Raw genomic sequence first — 17,715 nt, forward strand, 5'->3', positions numbered from 1 at the left:
TCCCTTCTGTTATTTAGCGCAAACTTTGCTCAACCACTGCCAATTCTTATAGATATCGCCTCTTCCTCGCAAATGCGTATATCGACGCAGCGAGTTCCAGTCACGATGACCTGAAACACTCGATACCCTAGGAATGTCCCAGTCCATCTCGAACAGGCGGCTCACCCCTTCGTGCCTTAGATCATGGAAGTGGAGGTCCTCAATCCCCAACAGCGGGCACGCCCGCGTGAACGATGCAGATACAGACCTGGAGTTGTACGGGAAGATCTCTCGCTCGGCCCTCGGCATGCTCTGCAGGATCGCCCAAGCTTCATCCGGCAAATGGCACCACACATCGTTGCCGATCTTCTGTCCAGGGTTCTTCATGTCTCGCACCAGGACGGCCTGTCGGGACTCGTCGAGATCATCCCAGCGGATCCGCGTGATCTCCTCCTGCCGGCGCGTCGAGAAGAGAGCAAACGCAATCAACTTCGGCATGTCGATCTGGGCTTTTTGACGCGTCTGCATCTCGAAGAAATGCGTCATTAGCTTGTCTAGCTCTTCCAGCGTTGGACGACGGTTACGCTCCCTGCTCTTGCTCACCATACCTAGCTTTCGCAGAACCTTACGTGCGTCCGGCATGGCCAGCGGATCTACCTCGTAGCCCCACGCCGGTCGCGCCACGGACAGAACCGCGCCCAGGTGTGATAGATCATTACCGACCGTCTGCGCCTGAACACCGCCACCCTCTTTACTCATCCGCCACTGTGCGAACTCCACGAGCTTCTGACTGGTGAGACCCGAGTCGTCGAGGTCGCCCAACCAGGTATCCTTGATCGCCTTCAACGTCGCGTTCTTGGTTTTGCCCAGCGGCCGGATCTTCTCGTACTCGTCTAGGTACTGCTCGATCATCTTCCTGATCGTCACACCCTTACGGTTTGCACGCTCAATCGCACCCGGCTCTGCCAGTTCCGTCTCACGCCGTTTGATCCAAGCCTGCGCGACCTGCTTTCGGTCGAAGGTTTGGCTTTCCTGATAAACTGTGCGCCCGTCCCGATTGATCCGTATCTGCGCCGTGTAGGCCGTCGAGTTGTCCTTGCGCTTGCGTGATGTGATCGTGCCCATTTCCAGTTGCTACATTGCCGAATTCGCTTGCTACATTGTAGCAACCGACTTCAGAAAACAAGGAAAAATGGGTAAAAACCGCTGTATAAAAGATCAGTATCAATGAATTTCGAAAAACCTGAAGCGCCTGTAAACACTAGCCATACCCATTCCGAGCCGTCTCGCCGCTTCAGTGTGGCACCGATGATGGATTGGACTGACCGTCACTGCCGGTACTTCCTACGCCTGCTGTCGAAAAACGCCCTGCTCTACACCGAAATGGTCACCACCGGCGCGCTGCTCAACGGCGATCACGAACGTTTCCTCCGTCACAACGAAGCCGAGCACCCGTTGGCTCTGCAACTGGGCGGTAGTGTTCCGCTGGACCTGGGCGCGTGCGCACGCATGGCGCAGGAGCACGGTTACGACGAGGTGAATCTGAACGTTGGCTGCCCGAGTGATCGGGTGCAGAACAATATGATCGGTGCGTGCCTGATGGGGCATCCGCAGTTGGTGGCGGATTGTGTGAAGGCGATGCGTGATGCGGTGTCGATTCCGGTGACGGTGAAGCATCGGATCGGGATCAATGGGCGGGACAGCTACGAAGAGCTGTGTGATTTCGTCGGCACGGTACGGGATGCCGGGTGCACCAGTTTTACGGTGCATGCGCGGATTGCGATTCTGGAGGGGTTGTCGCCGAAGGAGAACCGTGACATTCCGCCGCTGCGTTATGACGTGGCGGCGCGGTTGAAGGCGGATTTTCCGGAGCTGGAGTTCATTCTGAACGGCGGGATCAAGACGATGGAGGCCTGCCATGAGCATTTGCAGACCTTTGACGGTGTGATGCTGGGCCGTGAGGCTTATCACAATCCTTACTTGCTGGCCGAGGTGGATCAGCAGTTGTTCGGCAGTTCGGCGCCGGTGATCACCCGGGCCGAGGCCTTGGCGCAGTTGCGACCTTATATTGCCGCGCATCTAGCCGCAGGCGGGGCGATGCATCACATCACGCGCCATGTGCTGGGCCTGGGCACCGGGTTCCCGGGGGCGCGCAAGTTTCGGCAGTTGTTGTCGGTGGATATTCACAAGGCCAAGGATCCGCTGGCGTTGCTGGATCAGGCGGCGGAGTTGCTGGCGGGTCGTTGATCGATGCGTTGAGCGTGCGGGCAACGAATGAGCGTTGCCCGGTGTTTTGTTGTACTGACAGGATGTCTTTTGGTTATGCCCGCCTTCAGCCGCGTTTTATTCAAGCGTTTCACCCTCCTCGCTTTACTCTCGACTCTCTATGCCAACGCCTACGCCTCCTGCGATTTCGCGAAGGGATGCGGTGAGGGGGGAGATGGCCCTTTTCAATCGACCCAGATGTCTGGTTTTCTGGTTTTCACGACGACGATGGTCACGGTCGACGGGATGTCGGACATTTCCGGACTGAAAAAACGTGTGTATTCGGTAGAGGAAAGAGAAGCGGCACGTTATTTCCTCGCCAGCGACGGCATGCTGCAAGCCGCGTATTTCAGCTCGGCCTTGCAGCGTTTTCGTCAGGAATTGCCTGATACGGAGTTGAGTGACCTCGCCATCGCCGCGCTGATCAGCAGTCAGTGATCAGGCCGCCGCTTCTGTCCAGTTCACCCAGCCAAACATCCACGTCGCCAGGATCAGCAAACCAAACGCGATCCGGTACCAGGCGAACGCGGCGTAGCTGTGGTTCGCGATGAACTTGAGCAAGCCGCGTACGGCGATCATCGCGAACACGAATGCGGTGACGAAGCCCAGGGCGAAGACCGGCAGGTCGCCTGCCTGAAACAGGTCGCGGTACTTGTAGCCGGAATACACCGCCGCACCGACCATGGTCGGCATTGCCAGGAAGAACGAGAACTCCGTGGCAGCCTTGCGCGACAGGCCGAACAGCAAGCCGCCGATAATGGTGGAGCCGGAGCGCGAGGTGCCGGGAATCATCGCCAGGCACTGTACGCAACCGATCTTCAGCGCGTCGGACCAGACCATGTCGTCGACATGTTCGACGCTCACCACGTGTTTGCGCCGTTCGGCCCACAACATCACGATACCGCCCACCACCAGTGCGACCGCCACGGTGATCGGGTTGAACAGGTAATGATGAATGGCGTCGGCGAATAACACGCCGAGAATCACTGCCGGAAAGAATGCGATCAGCAGATTAACGGTGAATCGTTGTGCAGTGCGTTGGGTCGGCAGGCCTTTGACGATCTCGAAGATCTTCGGACGGAACTCCCAGACCACGGCCAGAATGGCACCCAGTTGAATAATAATGTTGAACGCCATGGCGCGTTCGCCACCGAAATCGAGCAAGTCGGCAACGATAATCTGGTGGCCCGTACTGGAGATGGGCAAGAACTCGGTGAGACCTTCTACCGCCCCTAAAACCAACACCTTGAACAAGGTCAGTAAATCCATTAATCCTCCGTCAGAACGCTCTTGAAGAGCGCCCGGTCAACTGCACTCAGGCATTGGGTATCTGAAATTAAACAATTGGCAGATCAACGCCCCTTGCCCGATTCGGTGACGGAGAATAGGTCTTATCAAAAGACACACTCAAGCCATGTTAATAATCGTCCGTCTGTGAACTTGTTCACTTAGTGGCAAAAATAACCTTCACCCCTTAAAATGTGACCCACCTCACACTCCCCATGATTCTGGCGACGAACCATACTGGCCATAGGACATAAAAATCGGTCGCCATAATTACAAAATAGTGGCACCATTGCACATCGCCACTATCTAACGACGTTCGTTTCGTTAGTTCAGCACTCCGAGAAAATCAACTAAAAGCTTGAAAAGCTTAATTATTGTTAAAAAACTCGGGAGCCACGTCTAAAAATCGCGCGAATGTTACCAATTGTCAGTCACAGATGAGAACCGGTGCTTTAACATCCCGATGTCCGCACTTTTTCGAGTCAAGGCATGATGCTTACAGGGAACTTAGCGACTAGAAGCTCGCACCAGACAAACGACGCGCCAGGTGTTCTTGCCCTGGCGCGTACCCGTGCTGTGGCCGAACACTTCAAAACGCTAATCGCCCAGCATGTGCAGTCCGGTCTGGCACTGGAAGCCGACTCTTTCACTAGTTCATATCAGCCAAACGAATATCAAGGCGCCTATCGCGCCATTTTCATCGTCATCGATACTCCGCAAGCACTGGAAGACAATCTGGCGCTGGTGGAGAACCTGCGCACCGAGAACTTGAAGCCAATCATTTGTGCGGTGATTACCGGTCGCGGCGCCCATAACAAGATCAAATACCATCTTGCCGGCGCAGACTTCTGTATCAAGCTCAATACCCTTTCCGAAGAAGGTGGCGAGTTGCTGGGGGATTTCTTCAGCAGTGAAGAATGGCTGCGTGATATTGATCTGATACTGGACCCGACCCGTATCTGCCTCTCCGACACCAGCAAGAAACTGGACATTTCCTTTGCCGAGATGAAGATCCTGGAAGCGTTCTCGCAAACCAGCAATCACATTCTCAGCCATGACGAAATTGCCGGCATCATGGGGCTCAACACGCATTTCTACGACCCTCGCGCGCTGGAAAAATCCATCAGCCGCTTGCGTGGGAAAATCAAGGACGTGTACGGTACGAACGCCATACAGAGCATTCGCGGGTATGGCTACCGTCTGATGAGGGGGTTGATCTCAACCGCCTGAATCAGGGAAATCACCATTGCAGCATACGAGGGAACGTCTGATGCAACGCTTCAACAATCCACGGTCTCACCGCTTTATTTGCAATATCCATCCAATAAAAAGCTGTCAATTGAATGAGCGCTGCAACACTTAAACATAACAATAAATCATTACTCTAAAAGCAGACCCAGTGGAACTTGTCGCGGGCCATAATTGGGCCCAGACCCTGCCTGTCGATTATTCCGAGCGCGTTATAACTCGTCTGCCGATTACCTTTTAGCCAAATTTGGTGCGTTATTCAGGAGAGAGACATGGAAACCAGTACAACCCTCCCAAGAAAATATTTTGTTGTCGTGACCAATAACTCAGCGTCGCAACGTGAACTCGAGAGCATCCTCTCCAGTGAACGTTTCAATTCGTTCGGTACGTCCCGGGCACAAATGTTTGTTGAAGGTGTTGCTTCGCCCTCTTCCACTCCCACGCTCATGGAGTTCACTTACCCACGCGGCACAAGGAAAAGCGTCGCTCGCAGTATTGAACATGATACACAGCGCATATTGGCCACACTCGAATCCGAGTGGCTGGCAGCACAATCGGTGAACTCATCCCAGAACTCGCCGGTAATAGAAGATACCGGTTCCATTGAAGGCAATGTTCCCTGCACAGAAGCCTGGCATCTGGACAATGATCAGGGCGCACTCGTCAAAGAAGGTGTCGAGATCAGCCTTACCGGCCTTGAAACCGCACTGGTCAGAAAGATGCTGCACCATGAAGAACGCGTCGTCAGTCGTGACGAACTGATCCTCAGCATCGGCCGGGAACCGGAACAATATCGCGGACTGGAAATGTGCCTGAGCCGTCTTCAAGACAAGTTCAAAAGTGCCAGCAATGGTGAACGACTGTTTCGTGCCGTGCGCAATCGTGGTTATTGCCTGATCCAGGAAGTGGTTGCCTAAGCACAGCCTGCACATCCAGAAATCGAAGCAAGTGCAATAACAAAAATAAAAAAGCACTTTGCTTGTTTGAACCTCCTTTTCGCTAATGCCTCCCTCCTCACCCTTCCTACGATAGCAAACACATTATTGTTTGTTCACCCTTTGCCCTTTGACCTTTTCTAACGTTCGATTATTTCCCAATACAATTGATTGGCACTTTGCCATCTTGTTAGAACTCGTCAGACAGCATCTTCTCCAATAACTTAGTCTATTCACTGACGACAGTTCGGCATACCGATGTTGTTCCCTCAAGACACCGGCACCTACAACAAAAACAAGTCTGTTTGACAACTCGGATTTCAACTGTCGAAACCTGAATGGAAGTCTTTTGGGGATATCGCATATGGATCTCACTCTACGTATCAACCGAAACACCGGCCTCAAGGGACTTACCTTCTGGGGCCAATGGGCACTGGCACAGTGCTTTATTGTTTCACTGTTGTTTATATTGGCTGAGCAGCACACGGGAACGGTCGAGTTCTATTACCGGATGTGCACCATGCTGGCCGTGTTGGCTTCGGTTCCGGCCTACACCTTCAGCGGCGCCTACCGAAAACGCGACAACTACCTGACCGGACTGGGACGGCTGCTGATGGGCTGGTCGATGACCATGGCCGGACTGACGTTCATCGCGTTTATCTGCAAGGCCGACGAGCTGTTTTCCCGTCAGGTGATCCTTGACTGGGCGGTGTACGGTTTCCTCGGTCAGGCGCTGCTGTATGCCCCGCTGCACGCGTTTTCGAAGTACTACCAGCGCTCACGCAAAAGCGAGCACAAGACCCTGATCGTCGGCACCGGCGAACTGGCCCTGGGCCTGGCGAAGAAGCTCAGCGAACACGAAAACCTGCCGTTGGTAGGTCTGGTCAGCAACGGCACCCTGCCCGCTCTGGACGCAGACGCTCCACGCGTGGTCGGCGATCAGGAAAACCTTCTGGAGCTGATCAAACGCCACGACATCCGTCGTCTCTACATCACGCTGTCGCTGTCCGAAGCGGCGAAGATCGAGGCGATGTATGTCGATCTGCTGGATGCCAACGTCGACGTGGTCTGGGTGCCGGACCTGAACAGCCTGACGCTGCTCAATCACTCGGTAAAAGTCGTGGACGGCCTGCCGGCGATCTACCTCAATGAAAGTCCGCTGACCAGCCGCCCGACCGCCGCCCTGAGCAAGAGCCTGATGGAGAAAAGTGTCGCGCTGCTGGCCATCATCCTGTTGAGCCCGGTGCTGCTGCTGATCTCGTTGGCGGTGAAGCTCAGCTCGCCAGGCCCGGTGTTCTTCAAGCAGGATCGCCATGGCTGGAACGGCAAGGTGATTCAGGTCTGGAAGTTCCGCTCGATGCGCGTCCACGATGATCGCGACGTCAAGCAGGCCAGCCGTAACGACTCGCGCATCACCGCCGTCGGGCGCTTTATCCGCCGCACGTCGCTGGATGAACTGCCGCAACTGTTCAACGTGTTGCAAGGTCATATGGCGCTCGTCGGCCCGCGCCCGCATGCCGTGGCGCACAACAACTACTACTCGGGGAAAATCCTCGCCTACATGGCCCGCCACCGAATCAAACCGGGCATTACTGGCCTGGCACAGATCAGCGGTTGCCGTGGCGAGACCGACACCCTCGACAAGATGGAAAAGCGTGTCGAGATCGACCTCAAGTACATCAACAACTGGTCGCTGTGGCTGGATGTGAAGATTCTGGTGAAGACGCCGTTTACCCTGCTGTCGAAGGATATTTACTGAGACGCAGAGCTTCACAAGGCAAGACCGCAAGGGGACGAAAGTCCCCTTTTTTGTGGGCCGGATTTGGGGGTTGGACTGGCTGGGGATTTCGGTGAATCGGTCAATATGGATGTCGACAGGGCCGACGCCTTCGCCTGATCACCGCCCGGAGCCTGCTTGTTGCCGCAGGCTCGCGGACTTACTCGGTAATCTTCCCGAAGTTGCGATAGAACATGTCGTCTTCACGGCTATCGGTCATGGAGTGCAGCTGGAAGCTGCGACTGAGCCGCGCACCACCGTCACGGGTCAGCGGCGCCCAGACCAGGTTGGCCCGGCGCATGGTCGACATGCTCATCATTTCGTCGAACGGAATCGACAGATAGATGCCCTTGTCGAAGCTACCCTCGCCGTATTCCGTACTGCCCGCCGTGGTGATGGTCGCCCAGGCACCGAAACGCACGCCGTTGGAAAACTCCCGGGAGATATCCAGCGTGCCACCGAAGTCGCCCGCCAGATAACGGCCGACGCTGACCGCCGCCAGCGTTTCATAAGGCAGGTCGGTGTAACCGGTGATGTGGCCGGTCAGCACCGAGTAGTCCCGCAGGCCGAAACCCTGGTCGAATTCGCGCTGACGCACGTAGTTCAGGTCCGCACCGATCGCCCAGCGCTCGCCGGTCGGACGGAACAGCACCTCGCCGCCGACACCGGCGAACATCGACTCCAGATAACCGCCGTAGACCATGCCATACAGATCCTTGTCCAGTTGCTCGGCGTGGCTGACCTGAAACAACGGCATGGTGGTGTCGGACGTGGTCAGGTACTGACGCAGGTCCGTACGCACACGCGGCAAGCCGCTGGGGGCGTCGTATTTGAACTTGTCGAAGTTGTTCGTCAGGTTCTGGCTGAGCATGCCGCTCCACCAGGTGTTGCGGTTGAAGCGGAACTCGGCGTCCAGGTCTGCACTGAACTGATAGAGCAAACCATCCGGACCGCCGACGTTCTGCTTGAAGCCCAGACCGGCGCCATAACTGAAGTGCTGCAGCGGCTGGGTGTAGAGCGTCTTCTCATTGTGCGGCATCGCCGGGTTGACCTCGGTGGTGCGGTGCAACGCTTGCAGCGGTTCCTCGTTGTTGATCACTTCGCGGAAGGTCTGGCGCGGCACGCTGGTTTCTTCCAGCGGCAGGTCGTAGCGCTTGTTCACCAGGGTGAACCAGTCGATGTCGGCGTTGACGCTGTTGTCCAGCACCCGGCTCGCACGGCCCACCGCTTTGGCCGAATGAAAGTAGCGCTGCTGCTCGCCGTACACGATCAGCTCGGAATCACGCTGGGCGATGCGCTCGACCCGGTAGCCCGCATTCTGTTGCAGGCGCTGCGACACGTTGGCCCAATCGACCTGATCCATCGAGGTGGTCGGCGCCTTCGCCGGCAGCGGCTCCGGAAGCGGATCGAAATTCTTGGCCGGCGCCTTGCGGCTGACAAAGTTGGTGTGGAAGGTAACGCCGAACATCGCCGTGTTGCCCCGCTCCCACGCGGCGCTCACGTCGAGGGAGTCCGTCACCTTGAACACCGCGCCAAGGTTGATCGGCGAGTCCTGCTTGATCACGTTGTCCTTGGGTTCGTGCTTGTAATCGTTGCCTTCGTATTCGAGTTTCAGGCTCAGCCGGTCCCAGGGCGTCTGGTAACTCACGCCGCCGAAGAACGAGGGCTGGCCGCGAAAGTACGAACCGGCGTTGACGTCACCGGTGCCTTCCATCGCCGGCCGGGTCTTGAAGCGATCATCGAGATAGCCAAGCGGGTTGTCGATATCGCCGCGATTGCCGATGTAGCCCCAGGCAATGCCGGCACTGAAATCCAGGTTGTCGAAGCGCTTGTTGGCCACCAGGAATTCACTGGCGAACAAACCCGTACCGCCGACGTCTCGGAAGCCCAGAGCGATGTCGGGCGCCCAGTGTGATTCCTCCCAGAGCCGGACTTTGACGTCGACCGCCTTGTCCTTGTAGCTCTGGTTGCCGCTCATCGACTCAGGGCCGTACGGGCGGTTGGTGATGGCGGTGTAGCGAAACGAACCTTCGAGCCAGTCCAGCGGTTGCAACGAAACGCTGTAGCGGCTGTAAGGCTCGGTGCGGTTGGCGTTGACGCTCAACTCACCGGCCGGAGACATGCGTGCGGTGGGCGTCTGCAACAGACCGGTGCCACCGAAATCGCCCTGGGTAATACGCGGCTCGGCATGGACCAGGCCGCACGGCAATAACAACACAGCTGCAAAACGCAAATTCAACGAACCACCTCAGCCAACTGCGTGGCAATAAATTCGGCCAACTGCTGATTCAGTTCAGGGACAGGCGGATCCAGATCATCGCTTTTCAACGGCACCAGAATCTTGCTGCCGGCGACGGGGAACTGCCCGCTCTCACGATTCCAGTGAGCAATGCCGACGCGCCGCGTAACACCGTTGGGCTGGATCAGCCACAGGTAATCAGCGTCGGCATCGTCCTCCAGCAGCACGCAGCGGCTGAGGTATTCACGGGCCTCGAGCAACGGCTGATAAGGCAGTCGGCAGGTGCCGGCGACCGCGCCGAGCACTTCGACTTCATCGACCCGTCGCGGGTAGATCAGGCGATCGCCGTCATCCAGGCGAATGTTGCGGGCGAAGCCGACTTCCAGCGCCACCGGGTCCAGATCCGCGATCTGGCGCCCGGTGACCGGCATCTGCCGCACGTCCTCCGCCATGCGCACCGCCAACGCTTTTCGGCTCGGTCGATCGAACAGATCGGCCATGCGCTGCAACACGTCCAGGTCAAACAGCACGCCGACCTTGAGCCGGGTCTGCTCTTCCAGCAACGACTGTCGCAGCAGCGCACCCGCCAGCCAGTAACCCTCGGCGTTGGGCACAGCCTCGCTGATGACATCGGTCAATCGGCCACCGGGCGGCAACTCCACCGGCCCGGGGTTGGCGACATCGCCGCTGACGGTGACCGCCGCCTGACTTGCGCCGGCGAACAACATCAAACACGCCGACAGAACCCTCAAGCGCTTCATGGCAGATGCCTGCGATCAGGGGTCAGCTGCACGATCTTCACCCGCAGTTGCGAGGTCAGTTGCTGCTCGCTCTGCACAATGAAACCGTCCACCGGATCGACCCAATAACGATTGGTCGCCCGCAGGCCGATGGCCGGGACGTCGATACGTTCATCGACACGCAGCACGGCGTAGTCCTTGTTCAGGATATTCAGGGTTTCCATGGATTTTCGGGTGAAGCGGCTGTTGACGATCAAGCCGACTTCCTGGCCTTTGTAGAGATCGATCCAGCGCTGGCTGGTCTGGCCATCGGTAACGTTTTGCAGGCCGCGCTTGAACGGCGACGCATCGGACAACCGCGTGCCGTCCAGATCGCCCTCCACGCCCAGGCCGATGCTGCGCACCGCAAGACCGTCGCGCAGCAGCAGGACCTGCTTGCCGGACGCCACCCAGAACTGCAGGTCATCGCGCTTGCGCACTAGCGCCAGCACACCGGAACCGGACGGCGTGGTGAGTTTGAGTTGCGGATAATTGACGTCGGCCACCTGGGCCGGCGTTACGTCGATGTCATCCGGACCGACCATCGCCGACTTGAGGTTGGTCACCGAGGCAACCATCAGCGGATTACAGCCACACAGCAACAAGGCCGCCATCAGGCAGACGCCAACATTCAGGATTTTCAAAGTCGGCGGGCCTTATTTGCTGTTGTTGGTGAATTCGCTCCAGTTCTTCGCAGCGGAAGCACCGGTACCGACAATCGATGCCGACGGCACCAACTGGCTGATCAGACGGTTCCAGCGAGTCACGTTGGCAGGCCCTACATAAACGACGTCCTGGGGGCGCACTTCGAAGTGCGTGGCAAGGACCATGGCGGTGGGCGATTCAGCTTCCAGTTGATAGATTTTGGCCGGCTCCACATCGAGGTTTTCCACCCCGCGAATGACGTACACGGCGTTGCCATTGGCGGTGGTCTGGCTCAAGCCGCCGACCGATCCAAGCACGTCGGAGAGATTCATCGTCGCCGTCTTGAAGCTCAGCGCGCGCGGCTGGTTGACCTCGCCCATCACGTAGATGCGCTTGTTGTCGTTGTACGGCAGATACAGCTTGTCGCCACCCTGGAGGTAGACGTTCTGCAACTCGGAATCCTGTTGATTGAGGGTATCCAGATTCAGCGGATAGACCCGCCCGTTGCGCGTCAGCAACAACCCGGACAGGTCGGCATTGTTGGTGTCGATGCCCGCCGAACCGAGGGCTTCGACCACGCTCAGCGGGTTGGTGGAAATCGCCTGCGGGCCAGCCTTGGCGACCGCACCGGTGACCACGACTTTCTGGCTGGCGAAACGCAGCACGGCGACATCCACTTGCGGCTCGGCGATGAACGCCGACAGCCGTTGTTCGATGTCGTCGCGCAGTTGCTGGATGGTCCGGCCGGCGGCCTGGACTTCCTTGATGTACGGGTAATACAGCGTGCCGTCGGAGCGCACCAGACGGCCGTTGGCGTCGATCTGCTGCTGCGCGCCCGACGGCGCGGTCAGCTCGGGGTGATCCCACACGGTGATGTACAGCACGTCGTTGTTGCCGATGCGGTACTCGGCCGGCGTCGCCAGCAGTTCCGTTGGAACCGACTCGCGCTTCTGCGTGGCCCGGTTCATGGAAATCAGCTTGGGTGTGATCGGAATCAACTCGACCCGGCTGCTTTCACTGGCACCCTGGCGGGTGATGCCAAAGGTGTTCAGGTGTTGACCGGGGGAAAACATGCAACCTTGCAGAGCGAGACTTGCCAGCATTAAAAGAGAAAAACTACGAGTCATAATGGCACTACGCTATTCAAGGGCGAATCCAAAACAAAGTCACCCGACTTTCGTCGGGCGACCCTGTACTGCACCAACAGTTACTTCAGTTAGTTGTGCGTGCCGGTTGTACCCGTGGTACCGGTGGTACCCGTTGTACCGCCGTTGGCACTTCCACCACTGTTGGACGCCGCTACGGCACTGGCAACCATTGCAGTACTGGCAGCAGGCGCTGTAGAAGCCGCGACACTGCCAGATACATTGGTCACCGCAGTAAGCGGTGCTTCAGCTGCGGATGCCCAGTTGCTCAACATCGTCAACAAGGCAATCGCCATCACTTTTTTCATATCAACTCCTTTCTAACATTGCACCGGTACATCGGGTGTTCCGTTAGAGGTGGTAGAGTTCAAGTCGCAAAAAGCGCGAACAAGATCCGTCGTTCTTTCACAGTCATACGCAACTGATAAAAGTCGAACGGCAGGTTTATATCTACGGACTTGCAAAAGGCATTGCCAGTGTAATTTCCCGACGATATCTAACAACCTGACCGAAAATAACATCGGACTAAAAGGCCATCACTCCAGATAGCCTCTGGGGTGATTCGATTGCCATCGCCAGCTATCGGTGACCATGTCCTGCAAGTTGCGGGTGGCTTTCCAGCCCAGTTCTTTTTCCGCTTTGGAAGCGTCGGCCCAACTCTCGGCAATATCCCCCGAACGCCGTGGCATCACCCGAAAAGGCACGGGTTTTCCACATGCCTGCTCGAAGGCCCGCAGCACTTGCATCACGCTGTAACCGGCGCCGGTGCCGAGGTTCCAGGTGTGAATGCCGGTACGCCCGTCGATGGCCTGCAACGCTTTCAGGTGCCCGTCTGCCAGATCCACGACATGGATGTAATCACGCACGCCGGTGCCGTCGACCGTGGGGTAGTCGTTGCCGAAGATCGATAACTCTTGCAGGCTGCCGACCGCTACGCGACTGATGTAAGGCACCAGGTTATTGGGGATGCCACTCGGGTCTTCGCCCATGTGGCCGCTGTCGTGGGCGCCGATCGGGTTGAAGTAGCGCAGCAGCGCGATGCTCCAGCGCGGCTCGGCCAGGGCCAGGTCGCGCAGCACGTTTTCGACGATCAGCTTGGACTGGCCATAGGGGTTGGTGGGGATGCCGGTGGGGAAATCCTCGCGGATCGGCATCTGCTCAGGCTCGCCATAGACCGTGGCCGAAGAGCTGAACACCAGACGGAAAACCCCCGCCGCTGCCATTGCCTGGCACAGCGTGATGCTGCCACTGACGTTGGTTTCGTAATACTCGAGCGGCTTGCGTACGCTTTCGCCCACGGCCTTGAGCCCGGCAAAGTGCAGCACGGCGTCGATCGAGTGCTGCTGGAATATCCGGTCCAGCAACGCCCGGTCACACACATCGCCGCGAATCATCAGCGCACTTTTACCGCAAATGGCTTCTATCGCATGCAATGCCGCATCGCTGCTGTTGCAAAGATTATCCAGAACGACAACTTCATGACCTGCTTCAAGCAATGCGAGTGTGGTGTGCGAGCCAATATATCCGGCGCCACCGGTTACCAGAATCTTCATAGCGCGGTCCGTAGTGGGAGAATGCCTGCCAACGTGTCAAGCCTCATTTGTTTAATGTGTGTCTTGCTTCACACAAACAAGGCGACAACAATCCAGGACAAAAACAGTTCCATCGCTGGCCAACAATATTTTTAAAGGCCAAACTGTATTGCCCGGTACTTATTAGCACTCCCGCACTTTCACCACTATCGACAGATACCGACTAAAAATAACTGTTATTTATCAAGTCGACATCTAATAACATTATCCTCTTTTACACTAAGCTAACATTGTCACTGACAACCTGACTCAGGTATTAAAGTACAGCTTCATCAACTTGCAACTTTCTTTATTGCAATGTAACCGATGGCTGTATGCCATGAATGTCCAGGAAACTTCTATGATTCGTAAATGTTTGTTCCCCGCGGCCGGCTACGGCACGCGTTTCTTGCCGGCCACCAAAGCCATGCCAAAAGAGATGCTGCCGATCGTCAACAAGCCGTTGATCGAATACGCCGTTGAAGAAGCACGGGACGCCGGCCTGCAGCACATGGCAATCGTCACTGGCCGGGGCAAGCGTGCACTGGAAGACCATTTCGACATCAGCTACGAACTCGAACACCAGATTCGCGGCACCGAAAAAGAGAAGTTCCTGGCCGGCACTCGCGAACTGATCGACACCTGCACCTTCTCCTACACCCGTCAGGTGGAAATGAAAGGTCTGGGCCACGCGATTCTCAGCGGCCGCCCGTTGATCGGCGACGAGCCCTTCGCCGTGGTCCTGGCCGACGACCTGTGCCTGAACCTGGAAGGTGACGGCGTACTCACGCAGATGATCCAGCTCTACAAGAAATTCCGCTGCTCGATCGTGGCCATCCAGGAAGTCCCGCGGGACCAGACCCACAAGTACGGTGTGATTGCCGGCGAGGCGATTTCCGAGGGCATCTACCGGGTCAACCACATGGTGGAAAAACCCGCGCCGCAGGACGCTCCGTCCAACCTGGCGATCATTGGCCGCTACATCCTGACGCCCGACATCTTCGACCTGATCGCCGACACCGAGCCCGGCAAGGGCGGGGAAATCCAGATCACCGACGCCCTGATGAAACAGGCGCAGAACGGTTGCGTGCTGGCCTACAAATTCAAGGGCCTGCGCTTTGACTGCGGTGACGCCGAGGGTTACCTGCAGGCGACCAACTTCTGCTACGAAAACGTCTACCTCAAAGGCCGCTGACAGGCGCCCGCGCATCTCCGACGAGGCAACCATGAACATTGCACAACATTCGACAGACATTGAACGGGAGGTGGACAGCCTCGGGGTGATGAGCTGGCTGTCTCGTCACCAGCCGTTGCCCAGCGCCAATGAATCCTGGCTGGGGACCATTCTGCTGGTGGAGCGGATCGGCATGTTTCCATCGTCCGGGGACATTCGCCGACCGCTGCGCGATCCCTATCCCCTGCTCGCCCATCTGAAACGGATTTACAGCGAACAGGCGCTGGAGGTCGATGACCGCGACGGCCTGAAAGTGATTTTCAGCGACTGGCGATTCCGCGTGCGCATCTGCTGCAACGAACCGGCGATCATCATCAATGTGGAAACCCGTTGCCTGACGCAATTGATGCCGCAAAAGACAGCGGAGCTTTTGGGTCAGCTCGAAGGTTTCGACAAGGACTGAGACCTACTGTGAGGCAGCGCCGCAAGCCTCCTGCGGCGTTGCCCCGTGGTTGCCGCCGACGATCATCCGATAGAAGTAATCGGCAATCACCTTCCCGCCCGTGGCCGGCACCGGATGAATTCTGTCCGGGCCGATCATCGCCGCCGCATAACGTTTGACGTCCGTACCGAACGCGCATTGCAGGTTGGCGTAACCCAGATGCTGCTCGCGGGCCCAGGGCTCCAGCACTTGCGCATACGCCGACATCGGATAGGCACTGGAACGCGTGGTGTCCTGGCGCATGATCAGGTTGACGCTCGCTGCCGGCTGAATCTCGCGGATCATTGCGACCAGCCCCTGGACATTCTTCAGGTACTGCTCGGGCTTCACACCAAAACCCTGGTCGTTGCCACCGAGCATGATCAGGTAGATATCCGCCGGAATCTTCGACACCACCGCTTTCCACTGCGCCTGCCACTGACCGTCGGCATGATAGAAATCACCGGACGCTGCCCCCGACGCGGCCAGTTTCGACACCCGCAAACCGGCCTGGTCGTTGCTCATCCACAGGCCGAACAGGGTGGGCGCACCTTTCACCACTTCCAGCCTGAACGACCAGTCCGTGGCAGCGGACGTGCCCGGTAACGGGACTTCCTGAACGCCCGCGCCGGTGAGATTCAGCGGCTGCCAGTTCGCCGAGGGCGACCAGCGATAGCGAAGTTCACTGGATTCGCCATCCCCCAGATAAAGTAACTTTGCCTGGGTGACGGCAGTGTTTATCGCTTCGCTCGGATGCGCATCGACCTGCAGCCATGCACCGGGCCGTCCCGTCTCCGTGCGGCTGTCGGGACTAGGCTGTCCGAGGCCGGACACCCGCCAGTCGCCGCCGAAGTATTTTTCGCTGCTGCGGGTGTATTTGAAATGGCTGCCGCCCAACGCCGCGCCGTGGTTGAAACCGACGTAACCGGGACCGGCAAAACCGACCTCCCCGACCAGCCGCTGCACCAGTTTGTTCAGATAGAAATCCTGCCCGGCGCTGTAGCTGTCGCCGATCACCGAGACCGACAACACCTTCCCGGCCTTGCCTTCGCGCCACTGGGCAAACCGCTGGCGGGCGTCACCGACTTCGACCACCGACACCGCGACCGGCGCTGCGTCATCTACTGCAACCATCAAGCGCTTCCTTTAGCCGAGACCTGCACCGGGGAGACATCCGCCAGCGGTTTTTTCGCCGCTGCGCGCTCGCCCAAAAACAGCACCGAAGTGAAGTTGAACCGGCTGAAGATCGTCGACAGCAGCACCGGCCCGAGCAAGCCGCACGCCACGCCACAGAACACCAGCACGCTTTCGTCCTTGATGCCCAGACGTCCGAGCACCGAGCGCGATGTCGCGGCGAACAACACATGAAACAGGAAAATCGCGTAAGAGTAACCACCGAGCCAGGTCAGCGCCTTCGAGCGCATGTCGCTCGACAGCAGCGCAAAGCAGGACACACAACCCACCGTCAGGCCGATCAGGCTGCGACGATCGATGATCAGCTCGCGATCCAGCGCCGCGATGTACAACAGCGTCACGGAAATCAGCACGAACACTAACGGGCCGAGCACTTTGAACCGCTGCTTCAGCGTGCTGACATTTTCCTGGCCGATCATCCCGGCCACAAAGAACGGCAACAGATAAGTCGCACCGTTGATGCCGAACGCATCGAACTTGAACGGCGGCAGCAGAAACACCGCGGCGGAGAACGCGAACAGCAGGTACAGACGCGTCGCCGAACGCAGCCAACCACGCCATTCCAGCAGGCCGACAAACATGAAGATGATGAACACCGCCTGCAGGAACCAGAAGTGGTTCACCGGCACATAAAACGCCAGCAAGGCATCGATCACGCTGACGTCCTTGTTCACACCGGGGCCTACCGCCTGCAACACCGAGAACGGCACACCCACGCAAAACAGCGGCACGATCAAGCGCCGCACCTTGCCGGTGAAGAACGCCGAAAAGTCATTGCCGCGAATCTTGTAGATGGAATAGATGTAGCCCGAGATGAAGGTGAACAGCGGCATGCGCACGTACACCATCGAATCGGCGATCACCCGGAACGGTGAGCCGATATCGATCTTCAAACCGCCGCCCAGCGGACCGATCACGTGATAGAGCACCAGCAGCAGGCACGCCAGGCCGCGCAGGGTTTCGATCTCCAGGGACTTTTTCTTGCTCGACATAAAG

17 protein-coding genes are annotated in these 17,715 nt (G+C 57.7%); 7 read left to right on the plus strand and 10 right to left on the minus strand.

All coding sequences use genetic code 11. The annotated features are described in order from the left end of the window. Window positions 1-9: 9 nt before the first annotated feature. Window positions 10-1,104, minus strand: coding sequence for a site-specific integrase (locus C6Y56_RS18945; RefSeq protein WP_169431176.1), 1,095 nt, complete (start codon window positions 1,102-1,104; stop codon window positions 10-12). 102 nt (window positions 1,105-1,206) lie between these two features. On the opposite strand from C6Y56_RS18945, the gene dusA reads away from it, so the two are divergent. After that, a complete protein-coding gene (dusA, locus tag C6Y56_RS18950) occupies window positions 1,207-2,226 on the plus strand; it encodes a tRNA dihydrouridine(20/20a) synthase DusA (RefSeq protein WP_169431177.1) in 1,020 nt (339 codons plus the stop codon). 75 nt (window positions 2,227-2,301) lie between these two features. Then, window positions 2,302-2,682 (plus strand): DUF2388 domain-containing protein, encoded by a 381-nt coding sequence (locus C6Y56_RS18955; RefSeq protein WP_249314323.1) that lies wholly within the window; start codon window positions 2,302-2,304, stop codon window positions 2,680-2,682. On the opposite strand, the gene C6Y56_RS18960 is transcribed toward C6Y56_RS18955, so the two are convergent. Next, window positions 2,683-3,513 carry an undecaprenyl-diphosphate phosphatase gene (locus C6Y56_RS18960; RefSeq protein WP_169431179.1) on the minus strand — a complete coding sequence of 277 codons (831 nt, stop codon included), beginning with the start codon at window positions 3,511-3,513 and terminating at the stop codon, window positions 2,683-2,685. 507 nt (window positions 3,514-4,020) lie between these two features. Between C6Y56_RS18960 and C6Y56_RS18965 the strand changes: the two genes are divergently transcribed. The 3 genes from C6Y56_RS18965 (at window position 4,021) to C6Y56_RS18975 (ending at window position 7,473) form a co-directional block, all read left to right on the plus strand. Next, the gene (locus C6Y56_RS18965) at window positions 4,021-4,761 is read left to right on the plus strand and encodes a winged helix-turn-helix domain-containing protein (RefSeq protein WP_169431180.1); all 741 of its coding nucleotides are present in this window, start codon (window positions 4,021-4,023) and stop codon (window positions 4,759-4,761) included. A 290-nt stretch (window positions 4,762-5,051) separates the two neighbouring features. Further along, window positions 5,052-5,696 (plus strand): winged helix-turn-helix domain-containing protein, encoded by a 645-nt coding sequence (locus C6Y56_RS18970; RefSeq protein ID WP_169431181.1) that lies wholly within the window; start codon window positions 5,052-5,054, stop codon window positions 5,694-5,696. 382 nt (window positions 5,697-6,078) lie between these two features. Beyond that, a complete protein-coding gene (locus C6Y56_RS18975; RefSeq protein WP_169431182.1) occupies window positions 6,079-7,473 on the plus strand; it encodes an undecaprenyl-phosphate glucose phosphotransferase in 1,395 nt (464 codons plus the stop codon). Window positions 7,474-7,651: 178 nt separating this feature from the next. On the opposite strand, the gene C6Y56_RS18980 is transcribed toward C6Y56_RS18975, so the two are convergent. The 6 genes from C6Y56_RS18980 to galE form a co-directional block, all read right to left on the minus strand. Next, window positions 7,652-9,730 carry a YjbH domain-containing protein gene (locus C6Y56_RS18980; protein WP_169431183.1) on the minus strand — a complete coding sequence of 693 codons (2,079 nt, stop codon included), beginning with the start codon at window positions 9,728-9,730 and terminating at the stop codon, window positions 7,652-7,654. Next, window positions 9,727-10,491: a capsule biosynthesis GfcC family protein gene (locus C6Y56_RS18985; protein WP_169431184.1), complete on the minus strand. Its 765-nt coding sequence runs from the start codon at window positions 10,489-10,491 to the stop codon at window positions 9,727-9,729. Before C6Y56_RS18985 ends, C6Y56_RS18980 begins: the two co-directional genes overlap by 4 nt. Beyond that, complete coding sequence (locus C6Y56_RS18990) at window positions 10,488-11,153, minus strand: YjbF family lipoprotein (protein WP_169431185.1); 666 nt, start codon at window positions 11,151-11,153, stop codon at window positions 10,488-10,490. Before C6Y56_RS18990 ends, C6Y56_RS18985 begins: the two co-directional genes overlap by 4 nt. Window positions 11,154-11,165: 12 nt before the next feature. Further along, window positions 11,166-12,227: a polysaccharide biosynthesis/export family protein gene (locus C6Y56_RS18995; RefSeq protein ID WP_207866927.1), complete on the minus strand. Its 1,062-nt coding sequence runs from the start codon at window positions 12,225-12,227 to the stop codon at window positions 11,166-11,168. Window positions 12,228-12,370: 143 nt separating this feature from the next. Then, the gene (locus C6Y56_RS19000; RefSeq protein WP_003226528.1) at window positions 12,371-12,607 is read right to left on the minus strand and encodes a hypothetical protein; all 237 of its coding nucleotides are present in this window, start codon (window positions 12,605-12,607) and stop codon (window positions 12,371-12,373) included. Window positions 12,608-12,835: 228 nt separating this feature from the next. Continuing rightward, window positions 12,836-13,852, minus strand: a complete 1,017-nt coding sequence (gene galE / locus C6Y56_RS19005; RefSeq protein WP_169431187.1) for a UDP-glucose 4-epimerase GalE — start codon at window positions 13,850-13,852, stop codon at window positions 12,836-12,838. Window positions 13,853-14,231: 379 nt separating this feature from the next. Here galE and galU point away from each other — a divergent pair, with 379 nt between their 5' ends. Both galU and C6Y56_RS19015 read left to right on the plus strand, forming a co-directional pair. After that, on the plus strand, window positions 14,232-15,065 hold the full coding sequence (gene galU, locus C6Y56_RS19010; protein ID WP_169431188.1) for a UTP--glucose-1-phosphate uridylyltransferase GalU: 834 nt from the start codon (window positions 14,232-14,234) through the stop codon (window positions 15,063-15,065). 31 nt (window positions 15,066-15,096) lie between these two features. Further along, complete coding sequence (locus tag C6Y56_RS19015) at window positions 15,097-15,507, plus strand: mannose-1-phosphate guanylyltransferase (RefSeq protein ID WP_169431189.1); 411 nt, start codon at window positions 15,097-15,099, stop codon at window positions 15,505-15,507. Window positions 15,508-15,510: 3 nt separating this feature from the next. Here the strand turns inward: C6Y56_RS19015 and C6Y56_RS19020 are convergent, their stop codons facing one another. Further along, window positions 15,511-16,659: an SGNH/GDSL hydrolase family protein gene (locus C6Y56_RS19020; protein WP_169431190.1), complete on the minus strand. Its 1,149-nt coding sequence runs from the start codon at window positions 16,657-16,659 to the stop codon at window positions 15,511-15,513. Then, window positions 16,659-17,711: an acyltransferase family protein gene (locus C6Y56_RS19025; RefSeq protein WP_169431191.1), complete on the minus strand. Its 1,053-nt coding sequence runs from the start codon at window positions 17,709-17,711 to the stop codon at window positions 16,659-16,661. The genes C6Y56_RS19020 and C6Y56_RS19025 overlap by 1 nt, the downstream gene beginning before the upstream one ends. Window positions 17,712-17,715 lie beyond the last annotated feature (4 nt).

Source organism: Pseudomonas fluorescens, from assembly GCF_012974785.1.
GTDB lineage: Bacteria > Pseudomonadota > Gammaproteobacteria > Pseudomonadales > Pseudomonadaceae > Aquipseudomonas > Aquipseudomonas fluorescens_BT.